General features: G+C 72.8%; 18 protein-coding genes. 10 read left to right on the top strand and 8 right to left on the bottom strand.

Features of this window, described 5'->3' with window-relative positions; all coding sequences use genetic code 11:
* Positions 1-63 precede the first annotated feature (63 nt).
* A complete protein-coding gene (locus AB0H84_RS25640; RefSeq protein WP_357608913.1) occupies positions 64-879 on the top strand; it encodes a phosphotransferase in 816 nt (271 codons plus the stop codon).
* Positions 880-965: 86 nt separating this feature from the next.
* Here AB0H84_RS25640 and AB0H84_RS25635 read toward each other — a convergent pair whose 3' ends face one another.
* The gene (locus AB0H84_RS25635) at positions 966-1469 is read right to left on the bottom strand and encodes a MarR family transcriptional regulator (protein WP_357608910.1); all 504 of its coding nucleotides are present in this window, start codon (positions 1467-1469) and stop codon (positions 966-968) included.
* Positions 1470-1546: 77 nt separating this feature from the next.
* Between AB0H84_RS25635 and AB0H84_RS25630 the strand changes: the two genes are divergently transcribed.
* Together AB0H84_RS25630 and AB0H84_RS25625 are read left to right on the top strand one after the other, a co-directional pair.
* Positions 1547-2446: an EamA family transporter gene (locus tag AB0H84_RS25630; RefSeq protein WP_357608908.1), complete on the top strand. Its 900-nt coding sequence runs from the start codon at positions 1547-1549 to the stop codon at positions 2444-2446.
* Position 2447: 1 nt separating this feature from the next.
* Positions 2448-3086 carry an NAD(P)H-binding protein gene (locus AB0H84_RS25625; RefSeq protein WP_357608905.1) on the top strand — a complete coding sequence of 213 codons (639 nt, stop codon included), beginning with the start codon at positions 2448-2450 and terminating at the stop codon, positions 3084-3086.
* Positions 3087-3156: 70 nt separating this feature from the next.
* Here the strand turns inward: AB0H84_RS25625 and AB0H84_RS25620 are convergent, their stop codons facing one another.
* From AB0H84_RS25620 to AB0H84_RS25605, 4 genes are all read right to left on the bottom strand, one after another.
* Complete coding sequence (locus AB0H84_RS25620; protein ID WP_357608902.1) at positions 3157-3666, bottom strand: FBP domain-containing protein; 510 nt, start codon at positions 3664-3666, stop codon at positions 3157-3159.
* Positions 3650-4255 carry a WHG domain-containing protein gene (locus tag AB0H84_RS25615; RefSeq protein WP_357608899.1) on the bottom strand — a complete coding sequence of 202 codons (606 nt, stop codon included), beginning with the start codon at positions 4253-4255 and terminating at the stop codon, positions 3650-3652. Before AB0H84_RS25615 ends, AB0H84_RS25620 begins: the two co-directional genes overlap by 17 nt.
* A gap of 72 nt (positions 4256-4327) precedes the next feature.
* The gene (locus tag AB0H84_RS25610; RefSeq protein WP_357608897.1) at positions 4328-5191 is read right to left on the bottom strand and encodes an SMP-30/gluconolactonase/LRE family protein; all 864 of its coding nucleotides are present in this window, start codon (positions 5189-5191) and stop codon (positions 4328-4330) included.
* A 37-nt stretch (positions 5192-5228) separates the two neighbouring features.
* Entirely contained in the window at positions 5229-6086 is an 858-nt protein-coding gene (locus AB0H84_RS25605; RefSeq protein ID WP_357608895.1) for a class I SAM-dependent methyltransferase, read from the bottom strand.
* 86 nt (positions 6087-6172) lie between these two features.
* Here AB0H84_RS25605 and AB0H84_RS25600 point away from each other — a divergent pair, with 86 nt between their 5' ends.
* From AB0H84_RS25600 to AB0H84_RS25575, 6 genes are all read left to right on the top strand, one after another.
* Positions 6173-6634 carry a helix-turn-helix domain-containing protein gene (locus AB0H84_RS25600; RefSeq protein ID WP_357608892.1) on the top strand — a complete coding sequence of 154 codons (462 nt, stop codon included), beginning with the start codon at positions 6173-6175 and terminating at the stop codon, positions 6632-6634.
* Positions 6631-7407, top strand: a complete 777-nt coding sequence (locus tag AB0H84_RS25595; protein ID WP_357608889.1) for a putative protein N(5)-glutamine methyltransferase — start codon at positions 6631-6633, stop codon at positions 7405-7407. The genes AB0H84_RS25600 and AB0H84_RS25595 overlap by 4 nt, the downstream gene beginning before the upstream one ends.
* Positions 7408-7617: 210 nt before the next feature.
* Entirely contained in the window at positions 7618-8274 is a 657-nt protein-coding gene (locus AB0H84_RS25590; RefSeq protein WP_357608886.1) for a pyridoxamine 5'-phosphate oxidase family protein, read from the top strand.
* A 107-nt stretch (positions 8275-8381) separates the two neighbouring features.
* On the top strand, positions 8382-9188 hold the full coding sequence (locus tag AB0H84_RS25585) for a hypothetical protein (protein WP_357608884.1): 807 nt from the start codon (positions 8382-8384) through the stop codon (positions 9186-9188).
* A gap of 32 nt (positions 9189-9220) precedes the next feature.
* On the top strand, positions 9221-10114 hold the full coding sequence (locus AB0H84_RS25580; RefSeq protein WP_357608881.1) for an ABC transporter permease: 894 nt from the start codon (positions 9221-9223) through the stop codon (positions 10112-10114).
* Positions 10115-10178: 64 nt separating this feature from the next.
* Positions 10179-10637 carry a VOC family protein gene (locus AB0H84_RS25575; protein ID WP_357608878.1) on the top strand — a complete coding sequence of 153 codons (459 nt, stop codon included), beginning with the start codon at positions 10179-10181 and terminating at the stop codon, positions 10635-10637.
* Between the two features lie 232 nt (positions 10638-10869).
* Here the strand turns inward: AB0H84_RS25575 and AB0H84_RS25570 are convergent, their stop codons facing one another.
* Positions 10870-11451 (bottom strand): hypothetical protein, encoded by a 582-nt coding sequence (locus tag AB0H84_RS25570; protein WP_357608875.1) that lies wholly within the window; start codon positions 11449-11451, stop codon positions 10870-10872.
* A gap of 71 nt (positions 11452-11522) precedes the next feature.
* A complete protein-coding gene (locus AB0H84_RS25565; protein ID WP_357608872.1) occupies positions 11523-12101 on the bottom strand; it encodes an XRE family transcriptional regulator in 579 nt (192 codons plus the stop codon).
* 94 nt (positions 12102-12195) lie between these two features.
* Here AB0H84_RS25565 and AB0H84_RS25560 point away from each other — a divergent pair, with 94 nt between their 5' ends.
* Positions 12196-13797, top strand: coding sequence for a bifunctional NAD(P)/FAD-dependent oxidoreductase/class I SAM-dependent methyltransferase (locus AB0H84_RS25560; protein ID WP_357608869.1), 1602 nt, complete (start codon positions 12196-12198; stop codon positions 13795-13797).
* A gap of 4 nt (positions 13798-13801) precedes the next feature.
* On the opposite strand, the gene AB0H84_RS25555 is transcribed toward AB0H84_RS25560, so the two are convergent.
* A complete protein-coding gene (locus AB0H84_RS25555) occupies positions 13802-14428 on the bottom strand; it encodes a flavin reductase family protein (RefSeq protein ID WP_357608866.1) in 627 nt (208 codons plus the stop codon).
* Positions 14429-14445 lie beyond the last annotated feature (17 nt).

Below are 14445 nucleotides of genomic sequence, written 5' to 3'. Positions count from 1 at the left end.
CGTTTGCTCGTAGGTCGCGCGGACCGATTCTCCCGAACAGAACCAGACGCGCGACCCACTGTGATGGACTACTGGATCATGAAGGCCACCCCTCAACTCAGTATGCTGTGGGAGTCAGTCGACCCCGAAGAAGCTCTAAGCCGGCGTTTCGGCTTCGCCGATGCTGTTTCCGCGGTCGGCTGGATGGGTGACACCCTCTGGGACACCTGGGCCATCACGGTCGATGGCTGCGAGCGCCTGGTCATGAGTGCCGGAAACCTGCTGGCGTGGTTCACGGCCGATGACATACGCCTCATCGCGAAATGGTCCGTCGACCCAAAGCTGTTCCAGCGCCTGGCCGATACGGCAACCCTTACCATGTGGCTTCACCGCTGCGGCATCCCTGTTGCTGCTCCGATTCCGGCAAGAGACGGTCGCCTTCGAGTAGAGCTGGATGACGTTTCGCTCGGGGTCTTTCCCGTCATCGACGGCGATCTTCTCGATGTAGGAGATCCGGCGCAGGTCACCGAGGCGGGCCGGATGCTGGCGACGCTCCACGAAGCGATGGCTGCCTACCCCCACCACATCGGCGGCGGCCCGTCGGCCCGGCATGAGCAGCTCGTCCACAATGACTTCCGGTCCGCCAACCTCCTTCATGACGGGACGAGCATCACGGCAGTCCTCGACTTCGAGGAGGTGACCTACCGCTCAAGGGTGTCGGACCTGGCCAAAGCGCCAGTGCTGCTCGGAACTCGTTTCCACGACTGGGGGCCGACGAGCCGGCTCGTCCAGGAAGCGTTCGTCGGGGCATACTGCGACCAGGCTCCGCTGACCCATGCCGAACAGAGCCAACTGCAGAGCGGCATCGAAGCCGTCATGAAGCATTTCGGCTGGGCATAGACGGCGCACCTGGCGACCACCGTCTCCAGCCTGCCGGGAGGGCCGGTGGGCCCGTGACGGGATCGGAATGAGACGGCCCAGGAAGGTCAGGAGGGCGTGGTCGTGTCGCCGAGCGACTCCAGCAGCACGGCCAGCGTGCGCGCCAGGGCGTCCCGGTGCTCCTCCGGCAGCGCCGCCAGGACCCGTTCCTCGGTCGCCAGATGGTCCGGCAGCACCCGGTCGATCAGGGCGCGCCCCTCGTCGGTGAGCGTCACGTAGACGCCGCGTCCGTCCACGTCGCTGGGCGTGCGGGCCACCAGGCCCCTGGATTCGAGGCGGTCGAGCCGCTGCGTGATCGCCCCCGAGGTGACCATGGAGGCGCGCATCAGCTCGGCGGGGGTCAGCCGGTGCGGGGGGTCGCTGCGGCGCAGGGTGGCCAGCACGTCGAAGGAGGCCGGATCGAGGTCATGCGCGGCGAACGTACGGCGCAGCTCGGCGTCGATCAGCCGCGTCACCCGCGACAGCCGCCCGATCACCGCCATGGGGGAGACGTCCAGGTCGGGACGCTGGGCGGCCCATTGCCGGAGCACGAGGTCAACATGATCAGCCACCCTCCCAGCCTACAGATGTCTTAGCGGTGAGGTAAATCACGTGGCCAAGTAGCTTAGCGCTGAGCTACTTTGTCTTAGTGCTAAGAAATCAAACGGGAGCCGTCCTGCTGACCGCCCTGACGCCTGCCATCTGGGGGACCACGTACCTCGTCACCACCGAGCTGCTGCCGCCCGGCCGGCCACTGCTCGCCGCCGTGATCCGCGCTCTGCCTGCCGGGCTGCTCCTCGTCGCCGTCACCCGGCGCCTGCCGCAGGGGGTCTGGTGGTGGCGCGCGCTGGTGCTCGGGGCGCTGAACATCGGGGTGTTCTTCGCGCTGCTGTTCGTGGGGGCGTACCGGCTGCCCGGCGGGGTGGCCGCGACCGTGGGGGCCATCCAGCCCTTGCTGGTCGCCCTGCTGTCGGCCGGACTGCTCGGTGAACGCCTGTCCCCGCGCACTCTGGTGGCCGCCGTGGCCGGCGTGGCCGGGGTGAGCCTGCTCGTGCTGCGGGCCGACGCCCGGCTGGACGCCGTCGGGGTGGCCGCCGCGCTCGGCGGAGCCGCCGTGATGGCGTTGGGAGTCGTGCTGAGCAAGCGGTGGCAGTCGCCCGCGCCGCTGCTGGCCACCACCGGCTGGCAGCTCGTGGCCGGAGGTCTGCTGCTGCTCCCCGTCGCGCTCCTCGCCGAAGGCGCGCCGCCGGCCACCCTGACCACCGCCAACCTCGCCGGGTACGCCTACCTCACCGTCATCGGATCCGCGCTCGCCTACGCGCTGTGGTTCCGCGGGCTGCGGCTGCTGTCGGCCACCAAGGTCACGTTCCTGGGCCTGCTCAGCCCCGTGGTCGCGACCGCGCTCGGCTGGCTGGTGCTCGGCCAGGAGCTCGCCCCGGCGCAGGCGCTCGGCGCGGCCGTCGTCCTGGCCGCCCTCGTCGCGGCCCAGCTCCAACCCGCCCGCACATCTACCGCGACGCCCCGCGTCCTGCTCGGAAAGGAATCCTGACATGCGCATCACCGTCTTCGGAGCTGCGGGGGCAGTGGGCAGCAGGGTGGTGGCCGAGGCGCTGTCGCGCGGCCACGACGTCACCGCCGTCGTCCGCCACCCCGCCCGCCTGCCCCAGCTGCACCCCGCCGCGCGCGCCCGCACGGGCGACGCCTCGAACGTCGATGACGTGGCCGCGCTGAGCGCCGGCCAGGACCTCGTCGTCAGCGCCACCCGGCCCGCGCCCGGCTACGAGGACGACCTGGTCACGACCGCCAAGGCGCTGCTGGCCGGGGTGGCGGCGACCGGCGTGCGGCTGCTGCTCGTCGGCGGCGCGGCCGGGCTGACCGTCCCGGGCACCGGCGGCCTCACCGTCGTGCAGACCCCGGACTTCCCGCCCGCGTGGCGGCCCATCGCGCTGGCCTGCGACCGGCAGCTCGACGCCTGCCGGGCCGAGCCGGTCGCCGACTGGGCCTACCTGAGCCCGCCCGCGCTGCTCGAGCCGGGGGAGCGGACCGGCCGCTACCGGCTCGGGGGCGACGAGCTGCTGGTCGACGCCCAGGGCGTGTCGGCGATCTCCATGGAGGACTTCGCCGTCGCACTGCTCGACGAGGCCGAACGCCCCCGGCACCACCGGGTCAGGTTCACCGTCGGGTACTGACTGCCGGATGGCCCTTCTCATCCGCGGTCGTGCTGAACGTCGCCGCCCTCCAGGGTCCGGGCGCCTCACGTCACCCCACGACGCCGCCGTCGAGCACGCGCTCCAGGAAGCCGTCCAGGTTCGCGGCCGCCCGTGCGATGCGCTCCTCGACCGTGAGCGACTCGAACCGCGTGCCCAGCTCCGTCTGCTTCTTGTCGCGTACGTAGAGCGAGCAGGCCAGGTCGGCGCACATGTACGCGCCCACCGTGTTGCCCTGGCGGCCGGCGGCGCCGACCCTGGGCGCGGCGAACAGGGCGACGCCGGTGCCCGCGTGCGGCGTCACGCAGACCGAGCACAGGGTGGACTTGGTGAAGCTCCTGCGCGCTTCCTGCGCCGGCCGCAGCGCCACGCCGACCAGCTCGCCGCCGCGCTCGGCCACCAGGTAGGCCCGCTCCGGCGCCCCCGGGTCGCGCCAGCCCAGGAAGTCGAGGTCGGGCCAGGGCGACTCGGCCAGGTCGCGCGGGAGGTTGAGCCTGCGGGCCTCGCCCTTGGAGCAGTTGACGAAGGACGCGCGGATGTCGTGCTCAGTGATCGGATTCATGGTCGTTCCCTGGGGGTCGTTCGGAGACCTGCCAATGGCGCAGCGCGCTGTCGAGCGCGTCGAGGATCTTCGTCCAGGACGCCTGGAGGCTGCGCGCGTGCTGGAACCCGCCGCTCGCCTCCAGCTCGAAGAAGCCCTGGTACGTGCTGCGCAGCAGGCGGATGGCGTCGGTCAGGTCGGGCTCGGGCAGCCGGTACGCGCTCAGGTGCGCGTACGTGATGGACATGATGCGCTGGTGCCCCTGCGACGCGGCCACGACGTCCGGGCCGACGGGCAGCTGGGTGGCCCGGTAGCGGCCGGGGCGGGTCAGCGCGAAATCGCGCCAGGCGTTGGCGAACCCGGTCAGCGAGTCCTTGCCCGACCGCCCCGTCGTCGCGTCGGAGAGCTGGTCGGCCAGCTCGCGCGCGGCCAGGACGGCCACGCGGGTACGCAGGTCCTGGAGGTTCTTGACGTGCGAGTAGAGGCTCGCGTCCGCCACCCCGAACCTGCGTGCCAGCGCCGACACGGTGATGTTGTCGAACCCGACCTCGTCGGCCAGCTCCGCGGCCGCCTCGGTCACCCGGTCCGCCGTCAGCCCGGCACGAGCCATGGGCACCTCCTCCTAACCTAGGGCTTCTAGTTTTTAGCCTAGCATCTCTAGGTAGGCAGGCCGGCGCCTCCGTCACATGGCGGCCGGCAGGACCGGCCGGCCCCGCACCCCGGGGTCGGCGGCGAAGACGGCGCCCGCGTCCGGCTGCTCGGCGCGGTCCACGCCGAGGGCCGAGGTGGTGATGAAGAGCCGGTCGAGGCTCTCACCGCCGAACGTCACGGCGGTGACCTTACGTACGGGCAGGTCGACGACGGCGTCGAGCCGGCCGCTCGCGTCATAGCGATGCACGGCCCCGCCCTGCCACAGCGCCACCCACACCCCGCCCTCGGCGTCGACGGTCAGCCCGTCGGGCTGCCCGTGCCCGGGATCGACGACGGCGAACGGGCGGCGCCCGCTCAGCCCGCCCTCCGGGTCGTAGTCGAGCACGTCCACCCGGCCCGTCGCGGTGTCGGCGTAGTAGGCCAGGCTGCCGTCCGGGCTGAAGTCGAAGCCGTTCGAGATCGTCACGCCGGACAGCACCACCCGCAGCGCGCCGCCGGGCTCGGCCACGTAGAGCGACCCGCGGCCCGGGCCCTCGTCGTAGGCCATGCTGCCGATGTAGAAGCGGCCGTCGGGGTCGCAGCCGCCGTCGTTCATCCGGACGGTGGGATCGCTCCAGGACTCGCCCAGCGAGCGCAGCGGGGCGTCCAGGTCGTCGGCGTCCGACAGCAGCAGCTCGCGCTCGGCCGCCACCACGTAGCCATCCGACACGCGCGGCCGCACCACGGCGGCCACCTTGCCCACGTGGCGGCGGCGCACCCCGCCCTGGGCGTCGAGTGCGAGCACGTCACCGGCCAGCATGTCCACCCAGCGCAGCCCGCCCCAGCGGCTCGACCACACGGGCCCCTCGCCGTGCTCGGCGACGGGATCGGTCACGGTGTACGGGGTGATGCTCATGCCGCTCTCCTGAGGTCGCAGGGTGATGATCCAGACCCTAGCGCCATGCCGTCGCGACGGCCCGTACGCAGAAGGCGGTCGAGGGGAGCACGACGGTGCCGTCGCCGTCGAGATGGGGCCGGGCGGCGCTGCTGATCAGGTCGGTGACCGCGGCCTCGGAGCCGAGGCGCTGCCGGGCCGCGGCGAGCAGCCGGGGCGCCGTGACGGCCAGGGTGATCTGTACGTAGCGGTCGAGTCCGGCGATTCTGAACGGGACCACCAGCTCCTCGCTGCTGACGCCGGCGAACCCCGCCTCGCGCAGCTGCCCTATCAGCGTGTCCAGGTCCGCCATGGCGAAGGGGCCGGGCGCGCCGGGCGGCGGGGTGGCGCCGAGGGCGCGGGCGATGGCCAAGGTGCCGGTGGCGAAGCCGTTGAGCTGGGGAGCGGCCCACACGGTCGCGGCCAGCACCCCTCCCGGGGCCAGGACGCGCCGGATCTCCGTGAAGGTGCGGACCGGCTCGGGAGCGAACATCAGGGAGAAACGGGCCAGGACGGCGTCCGCCGACGCGTCCGGCAGGTCGAGGCTGTCGAAGTCGCCGGCGCGGAACTCCACGTCCGGCTCGCCGCCGGCGCGATCGCGGGCCAGCTCGATCATCTCGTCGGACAGGTCGATGCCGGTCACGTGGCCGCCGGGCCGCAGCAGCGGGAGCACCGAGAGCGCGGGCTCCCCGTAGCCGGTGCCGAGGTCGAGGACGCGCTGACCGGGGCGTAAGGCCGCCAGCTCGATGAGCCGCCCGGTGGCCGACGACAGGGCGGCCTCCAGGTCGTCCACGAATCCCTCCAGGCCCTGCGCGGCCGCGTCCCAGTCCTGGGCCTGCGTGCGCTTGATGGCGCAGATCCCGTCGCCGACGGTCATGTCGCTGCTCCGCTCGCTCGTGGTTGCTTGATAGGACCACGAATCTACGAGGGTTGGTCCTATCACGCAACCACTAGGATGAGGCCATGCTCGGCCGAACCTACGAGGGGCAGAACTGCTCCGCCGCCCGCACCCTGGAGCTCGTCGGAGAGCGGTGGACCCTGCTGATCCTGCGCGATGTGCTCCTGCGTGACATCAAGACGTTCAGCGAGTTCCTGGCCGGCCTCGGCATCGCCAGGAACGTGCTGTCCGCCAGGCTCGACCACCTGGTCAGGGAGGATGTTCTCCGGCGCCGGCCCTACGGCGGCCACGCCGACCATTACGAGTACCTGCCCACCGACAAGGCGGCCGACCTGCTCCCGGTCATCCTGGCCCTGACCGCCTGGGGCGACCGCTGGGCGGCGCCGCAAGGGCCGCCGGCCCTGTTCCGCCACTCCTCGTGCGGCGGAGCGGTCGAGCAGAAGCTCGAGTGCGCCGAGTGCGGCGAGCTCGCCGACCCCCGTGAGGTCGTCGCCGTGCCGGGCCCCGGCCGCCAGGGGACGATGTGACCGCCGCATTCGACACGCTCGTCACCAGGCTGCGCGCCGCCGGCTGCGTGTTCGCCGAGGACGAGGCCCAGTTGCTCGTCTCCACCGCCGCCACCCCTGAGGAGCTCGCCGCCATGGTCGAGCGGCGCGTGGCCGGCGAGCCCCTCCAGCACGTCCTCGGCTGGGCCGAGTTCTGCGGGCTGCGGGTGGTCGTGGAGCCCGGGGTGTTCGTGCCCAGGCCGCGCACCGAGTTCCTCATCCGGCAGGCCGTCGCGCTGGCCCGCCGGGTCGTCGCGACGCCGGTCGTCCTCGACCTGTGCTGCGGCAGCGGCGCGATGGGGGCGGCGCTCGCCGCGGAGCTCGAGCGGGCCGAGCTGCACGCCTCCGACCTCGACCCCGCCGCCGTGCGCTGCGCCCAGCGCAACCTCACCGCCGGTCACGTCCACGAGGGCGATCTGTACGAGCCGCTGCCCGCCACGCTGCGGGGCCGGGTGGACATCCTGATCGCGAGCCCCCCGTACGTTCCCTCCGCGTCGGTCGCGCTGCTGCCCGCCGATGCCCGGCTGCACGAGCCGCTCGTCGCGCTCGACGGCGGGGGCGACGGGCTCGACGTCGTACGGCGGGTGATCGCCGGAGCGCCGCGGTGGCTCGCTCCCGGCGGCCACCTGCTGGTCGAGACCGGCGAGCGGCAGGCGGCCGCGACCGCCGAGGCCGTCGCGGCCGCGGGACTGGCCGCTCGCGTGGCGCACTCGGAGGAGCTGGACGCCACGGCGGTCATCGGGACCCGCCTCTAGCGGTGCGGCGCCGCCGCCGGTCGAGGCGTTCGCCCTGGTCAGGCGAGGGCTGGCCGGGGCGTACGTGGGTAGCGTCCAGGGTGTGGGCACCCGCCTGGACGGCTGTGTGGGCAGCGTCCGGGGTGTGGGCACCCGCCTGGACGCCCGCGTCCGGACGGGCTCCGGTCGAACCGCACCGGGCGCCGTACCCATGCGCGAGGAGAGGCCATCATGACCGGCACAGGAGATCTCGGACGCCGCATCATCCATTGCCGCGAACGCCTCGGCCTGACCCGCGAGCAGGTCGCCGAGCACGCGGCCATGTCGCCGGGCTACCTCCGCTACCTGGAGGAGAACCCCGACATCCTCGACACCGGAGCCCTCTACCGCCTGGCCGACGCCCTGCGGACCACGGTGCACGAGCTGCTGGGCGGCGATCGGGACCGGCCGCCCGGACGCGGGCCCGCCATGGCCAACCCGACGCTGGAGGAGCTGGACCGGGAGGAGTGCCTGCGGCTGATCGAGCCGGGCGGGATCGGGCGGGTGGCGTTCCAGGGCTCCCAGGGGACGGCGGTGCTGCCCGTCAACTACACGATGCACCGCGGCGCGATCGTCTTCCGCACGGCCTCGGGCGGCTCGATGGACCGCGATCTCCGTACGGGACTGGAAGGCGTGGACATCAAGATCTCCTTCGAGGTCGACCGGATCGACGAGACCAACCGCGAAGGGTGGAGCGTCCTGGTGCAGGGGCCCGCCCACCATGTGGCGCCGGACGAGATGGCCGAGGTGGCCGGCGCCGACGTCACGCCGTGGGTGGGCGGCGAGCGCCGCCTCTACATCCGGATCGTCCCGCAGCAGATCGCGGGCCGCCGCATCCACGGCGGCTAGCCGCCGTCGGAGATCAACCAGTGGCGGAAAGGCCAGGTCAGGACGGGGCTCGGTGGGGTACCTTCCATACGCGACGGGCATGATCGTCACTGTCAGGAGGAAGCCCTGTGAAACCCCTTGCCCGGCACGTCCTGCCGGTGCTGGTCGTGCTCGGGCTCGCCGCCGCCGGCTGCGGGAGCGCCGGAGCGCAGCGAGCCACGACCACCACCCGGACGGCCGTCCCCGCGTCGAGCGTGACCGGCCCCACCGCCTCGCCGACCGGATCGACCGGCGCGTCCCGTCCCCGCGACGGCCTGGTCGCCGGCCGCTACCAGCCGCTCTGGCCGTTCTCCGGCCCGGACGAGGTGGCGGCGTGGCGAGGCGCGTACCGCAAGGACGGCCGCGGGGCGTGGCACCTCGACGCCCGCCGTACCGCGCTCGCCTTCACCCGCGACTACCTCGGCTTCACCGGGATCGACCGGGTCGCCAGGACGGTCACCCAGGGCGCCCACGCGCGGGTGCACGTCGCCTACCGCGGCGAGGAGGGCTCGCGACCGCCGGTGGCGGCCGTCGTGCACCTGGTCAGGTACGGCTCGGGCGGGGACGCCCCCTGGGAGGTGGTCGGCACCGACGACACCACACTCTCGCTCACCAGGCCCGCGTACGGCGCCGCCGTCCGCTCCCCGCTGACCGTGGGAGGGCGGATCTCGGGCGTGGACGAGAGCATCAGGGTCCAGGTGAGGCAGCCCGGCTCGGCCGCGCCGGTGGGGCAGAAGTGCTGCGTGAGCGCCGGTGGCAGCGGCTCGCCGTGGTCGGCCCGGGTCTCGTTCACGGCCACGCCGGGACGGACGCTCAGCGTCGTGGCCTCCACCGGCGGCCACCTGGCGGCCGTCGAACGCTTCGCCGTGACGGGCGTGACCCTCGCGATGCCCTGACGGCGCCCCTATGAGACACCGATGAGGTGCGCATGAGCGAACTGGAGAACGCCGCGCCGGAGAGCGGGTCGCTGGCCGAGCTCGCCAGGAGGCACGGGCTGCGCCCCGCCATCGCGCGGCCCGGGCTCCCCGTGTACGTGCGCCGGCTGTGGGAGCGGCGGCACTTCATCCTGACGTACGCGACCTCGCGCAACGTCTCGAAGTACTCGGGTTCGGCCCTGGGGCAGCTGTGGCAGGTCCTCACCCCGCTGCTGAACGCGGCCATCTACTACGTGATGTTCGGGCTCATCCTGGGCGGCAGCAAGAACGTCGACAACTACCCGGCGTTCCTGCTCACCGGGATGTTCGTCTTCACGTACACGCAGCGGACCGTCACCGCGGGCGCCAAGTCGATCTCCGGCAACCTGTCGCTGATCCGCGCCCTGCACTTCCCGCGGGCGTCGCTGCCGCTGGCGTACACGATCCAGGAGCTGCAGCAGCTGGCCATCTCCATGGGCGTGCTGCTGCTGATCGTGCTGCTCACCGGGGAGCCGCTCACGTGGTTCTGGCTGATGGCACCCGTCGTGCTGGTGCTGCAGACGTCGTTCAACATCGGGGCCGGGCTGGTGCTCGCCAGGCTGGGCGCCTCGATGCGCGACCTGAACCAGTTGCTGCCGTTCATCATGCGCACGTGGCTGTACGCGTCCGGGGTGTTCTTCGCCATCCACGACAAGGTCGTCAACGGCGCGGGACTGCCGGAATGGGTGGCCACGGTGATGTACCTGAACCCGGCGGCCTCCTACATCGAATGGATGCGCGACCTCCTCATCGGCAGCCACGACCCGCCGCGGACGGTGTGGGTGTCCTGCGTGTTCTGGGCGGTTTTCGCGCTGCTCGCTGGTTTCTGGTACTTCTGGCGGGCCGAAGACCGTTACGGGCGGGGATGAAAGGCCGGCGCCGGCGGGTTGGAGCGGGGGAATGAACGTCGTTTGTCCCCTTGGAGGAGATCCCATGAGCACGCCCGACGAAGACCGCCCGGTCCGCCAGCTCCGGCTGGTCGTGGAGGCCGACGACTACGAGGCCGCGGTCGCCTTCTACCGCGACGTGCTGGGCCTGCCCGAGCAGGCCGCGTTCTCCGGCGGTGACGGCGCGCGGGTGGTGATCCTGGACGCCGGGCGGGCCACGCTGGAGATCGCGAACCCGGCGCAGAAGAAGATGATCGACGAGGTCGAGGTGGGGCGTCAGGTGGCGCCGAAGATCCGGGTGGCGTTCGAGGTGGACGACGCGCGCGGCACCACCGAGCGGCTGGTGTCGGCGGGCGCGGCGGAGGTGGCGCCGCCCACGGTCACGCCCTGGGAGTCGCTGAACTCGCGGCTGGACGCGCCCGCGGGCCTGCACATCACGCTCTTCCAGGAGCTGCAGACCCTCGAGGAGCGCCAGGCCCTCGACGGCTTCGGCACGGACGCGTAAGCGAGGAGAGCCAGCGGGGCGCCCGCGGCGACCACGGCGGCTCCAGCACCGCCCGGCCGAACAGGGCGCCCCGCGCCCGCACCCCGTCCATCAAGCGGGCGAACACGTGACTCCGTTTCACCATAGACGCTCGCAAATGCGGTCGATCGGCACGGATCTGGCCGGTGAGCTGGGCGGGCCGTTGACCTGGCGCATGACCGCCTATGCGATTTCGGTATGGGACAGAGCCGGCCTACGACGGGCGCGGCCGCCGCCACCGCTCGCCGGACAGCGCCCAGGCGGCCTCCCAGGCACGGTACCGGCCTCGGTCGAGCACCCGGCGGAACCCGGTGAACGCCAGCAGCACGAGCGCCGCCGCCACGGCCACGACCAGCAGCGCCGTCACCGCGGCGGTGACCCGGAGCTCCGCTTGGCTCGGCGGCGCGGCGACCCGCCGGCCATCGGGACCGACCCAGATCCGCACCTTCGCGCCCGCCTTGGCCAGGGACGGAGCCGGCACCTGCCCGGTACGCTCCAGCCCGGAGGGCGCCGTCCACCGGGCGGAGGTCAGCCCGCCGCGGGAGACCTCCCCGAACGACAGGCGCGTGACCGGCGCGTCCGCCAGCAACGTCGCCTCCACCCTCCGGCGCGCGGCGGCCGCATGCTCCGCCTCCTCGTACGCCTCCCGCCCCGCCAGGACCGCCGGCCACACGCTGAGCAGGACGATCAGCACCGCCACCGCCAGCGCGGCGCTCTCCAGGCGGTCGGAGCGCCGCCGCAGCGGATTGCCGTCCGGCCGGTGCCCGCGCACCCACCGCTTCACCGACTCGATCACGCGCTTCATCATGCACCCGACTGCCACCTGCCCCCACCACCAAACCTTCCCCGAGGGAGACTGCCGCGTGGTCAGCGGGCGGCGGGGCGGGCGCGGACGTGCATGCGCTCGCCCTGCGGCCCGAACAGCGCCAGGACCTCCGTCGGCTCCTCGCCGGGATTGCTGAACGCGTGCGGCGTCCTCGTGTCGAACTCCGCGACCTCGCCCGGCGTGAGGATCACATCGTGCTCCCCGAGGCGCAGCCGTAGCCGCCCGGCCAGCACGTACAGCCACTCGTAACCCTCGTGGACCCGCTGCTCGGGCTCGAACCCCGGCCAGCGCGGCGGGTAGATCTGCTTGTACGCCTGCATCCCGCCGGGCCGGCGGCTCAGCTGGATGTACGTCGTGCCGTGCCGTTTGAACGGGCGCATGTGCACGCGCGGATCGCCGGTCACCGGGGCGTCGATCAGCTCGTCGAGCTGCACCTGATGGGCGCGGGCCAGCAGCAGGAGCAGCTCCAGGGTCGGTCTGCGCTGGCCGGACTCCAGCCGGGACAGGGTGCTGACGGAGATGCCGGTGCTCCCGGACAGTTGTGTCAGCGTCGCCCCGCGCTCCTGGCGCAGCGCCCGGAGCCGCGGGCCGACGGACTGGAGCACATCGTCGAGGTCCATGCGCCTACTTTGCCATTTCGGCAAGGTTATTTGTCAACCCGTCGGCTGATCGCGGACAGTTGGCGCAGTCGCAACGACCGAGAGGAGACGCGTGATGGACGCGAAGTACGACGTGGTGGTCGTCGGTGGCGGGGCCGCCGGGCTCAGCGGGGCGCTCACGCTGGGCAGGGCGCGGCGCAAGGTGCTGGTCATCGACGCGGGGCGGCCACGCAACGCGCCCGCCGAGGGCGTGCACACGTACCTGGGGCGCGAGGGCGTCCCGCCGCTGGAGCTGCTGGCCGCGGGCCGGGAGGAGGTGACCGGGTACGGCGGGGAGATCGTGACGGGCACCGTCGAGAGCGCCGAACGCCTGGACGGAGGGGGTTTCCGCGTCCTGCTCGACGACGGCTCCGCGGTCGAGGCGGGCCGGCTGCTGGTCACCACCGGCCTGGTCGACGAGCTGCCGGACGTGCCGGACCTGGCCGAGCGGTGGGGACGGGACGTGCTGCACTGCCCGTACTGCCACGGCTGGGAGGTGCGCGACCAGGCCATCGGGGTCCTGGGCACGAGTCCGCTCTCCGTTCACCAGGCACTGCTGTGGCGGCAGTGGAGCGAGAACGTGACCCTCTTCCTGCACACCGCGCCCGACCTCGACGCGCAGCAGCGCGAGCAGCTCGCCGCCAGGGGCGTCGCCGTGGTGGAGGGGAAGGTGACGGGCCTGGAGGTGACGGACGACCGGCTCGCCGGGGTGCGGCTCGCCGACGGGCGGGTGGTCGCGTGCCGGGCCCTGGCCGCCGCCAGCCGTCTCACCGCCCGCGCGGGCCTGCTCGCGGGGCTGGGACTGGAGACGGAGGAGCAGGAGATGTCCGGGTACGTGATCGGCACCCGCGTGCCCGCCGACCCCTCGGGCGCCACGAGCGTGCCGGGGGTGTGGGTGGCGGGGAACGTGACCGGCCTGACCGAGCAGGTCATCGGCGCCGCGGCGGCGGGCGTGCGGGCGGCGGCGGCGATCAACGCCGACCTGATCGCCGAGGAGACCCGGCGCGCGGTCGCCGCCCGGGCCTGGGCCCACGGCGCGCAGGAGCACGAGTCCGACGAGGCGTACTGGGACGCTCGTTACGGCCAGAGCGCGCAGATGTGGAGCGGCAACCCCAACGTCATGCTGGTGCGCGAGGTCACGGACCTGGAGCCCGGCACGGCGCTGGACCTCGGGTGCGGCGAGGGCGCCGACGCGATCTGGCTCGCCGGCCGGGGATGGCGCGTCACCGCGGCCGACGTCTCCGGCGTGGCGCTCGAACGCGCCGCCGAGCACGCCACGGGCGCGGGGGTGGCCGACCGCATCGACTGGCAGCGGCACGACCTGTCCGCGTCCTTCCCCGAGGGCACGTACGACCTCGTCTCCGCCTGCTTCCTGCACTCTCCCCGTGACCTGCCGCGCGAGGCGATCCTGCGCGCCGCCGCGTCGGCCGTCGCCCCCGGCGGGGTGCTGCTGGTGGTCGGGCACGGGGGCTGGGCGTCCTGGGTGGAGAACCCGCCCTTCGAGGCGGACTTCCCCACGCCGCAGGACGTCCTCGACGCTCTCGCACTGCCGGAGGGGGAGTGGGAGGTGCTGGTCAGCGAGGAGTACGAGCACACCCAGAACTCTCCCGACGGCCACCCGGGCACCCGCACCGACAACGTGCTCAAGGTGAGGCGGCTGCCCGGCGACCCTCGCTGAGCCGCTACCGGGTGCGGGGCGTCTGGCTGCGGTAGGAGTGGCCGAGTTCGGGGCCGAGGCCGAAGTAGTGGCGGAAGCTGTAGATCAGCGGGCTCCACGCGCCCGGATCCACGTGGTGCGTGCCGGGCACGACGATGCGCGGGTCCGCGTGCACCTTCCCCACGACGGCCTCGGCGATCACGAACGACCCCGAGACGTCCCGCCGCACCCGCTCCGCCCGCGCCTCGAACTGGATCGGGCATTCGGCCACGCGCGGGGGCCGTACCGTCTCGGACGGCGCGGGCCGCAATCCGGCGGCGCCGAACTTGTCGGGCTCGTAACGGCAGCCCGCCGGCTTGCCGGCCGGCACCGGATGACGGCCCGTGAGCGAGGCCAGGCGCTCGACCGCCGCCCACTGGTGGGGAGCGGGCAGGTTGATCACCACCTCGGGGCGGCTTATGAGGTTGCGCGCGGTCTGCCCCTCGGCGCCCACTCCGAGCACGATCACATGGCCCAGTGCCCAGGCGGAGGACATCGGGGCGAGGTTGAAGGTCCCGTCCGGGTTCTCCGTGGAGAGCAGGACGACCGGCGTCCCGAAGTACAGGATGCTCGGCTCGATGGTCACATGGGTGGCAGTGGTCACGGGATTCATGCCAGGGAGCCTAGGAA

The sequence above is a fragment of the Nonomuraea sp. NPDC050786 genome, from assembly GCF_040654115.1.
Lineage (GTDB): Bacteria > Actinomycetota > Actinomycetes > Streptosporangiales > Streptosporangiaceae > Nonomuraea.
Note: the sequence above shows the minus strand (reverse complement) of the source record. Positions and strands in the feature narration are given on the sequence as shown.

What these genes read in the sequence shown, in the direction of transcription:
- AB0H84_RS25590 (WP_357608886.1), top strand. Translation starts at nt 7,618, where the DNA reads ATGACCGGCACAGGAGATCTCGGACGCCGCATCATCCATTGCCGCGAA.
- AB0H84_RS25615 (WP_357608899.1), bottom strand. Translation starts at nt 4,255, where the DNA reads ATGGCTCGTGCCGGGCTGACGGCGGACCGGGTGACCGAGGCGGCCGCG.
- AB0H84_RS25560 (WP_357608869.1), top strand. Translation starts at nt 12,196, where the DNA reads ATGGACGCGAAGTACGACGTGGTGGTCGTCGGTGGCGGGGCCGCCGGG.
- AB0H84_RS25555 (WP_357608866.1), bottom strand. Translation starts at nt 14,428, where the DNA reads ATGAATCCCGTGACCACTGCCACCCATGTGACCATCGAGCCGAGCATC.
- AB0H84_RS25605 (WP_357608895.1), bottom strand. Translation starts at nt 6,086, where the DNA reads ATGACCGTCGGCGACGGGATCTGCGCCATCAAGCGCACGCAGGCCCAG.
- AB0H84_RS25575 (WP_357608878.1), top strand. Translation starts at nt 10,179, where the DNA reads ATGAGCACGCCCGACGAAGACCGCCCGGTCCGCCAGCTCCGGCTGGTC.
- AB0H84_RS25565 (WP_357608872.1), bottom strand. Translation starts at nt 12,101, where the DNA reads ATGGACCTCGACGATGTGCTCCAGTCCGTCGGCCCGCGGCTCCGGGCG.
- AB0H84_RS25620 (WP_357608902.1), bottom strand. Translation starts at nt 3,666, where the DNA reads ATGAATCCGATCACTGAGCACGACATCCGCGCGTCCTTCGTCAACTGC.
- AB0H84_RS25610 (WP_357608897.1), bottom strand. Translation starts at nt 5,191, where the DNA reads ATGAGCATCACCCCGTACACCGTGACCGATCCCGTCGCCGAGCACGGC.
- AB0H84_RS25580 (WP_357608881.1), top strand. Translation starts at nt 9,221, where the DNA reads ATGAGCGAACTGGAGAACGCCGCGCCGGAGAGCGGGTCGCTGGCCGAG.
- AB0H84_RS25600 (WP_357608892.1), top strand. Translation starts at nt 6,173, where the DNA reads ATGCTCGGCCGAACCTACGAGGGGCAGAACTGCTCCGCCGCCCGCACC.
- AB0H84_RS25625 (WP_357608905.1), top strand. Translation starts at nt 2,448, where the DNA reads ATGCGCATCACCGTCTTCGGAGCTGCGGGGGCAGTGGGCAGCAGGGTG.
- AB0H84_RS25640 (WP_357608913.1), top strand. Translation starts at nt 64, where the DNA reads ATGGACTACTGGATCATGAAGGCCACCCCTCAACTCAGTATGCTGTGG.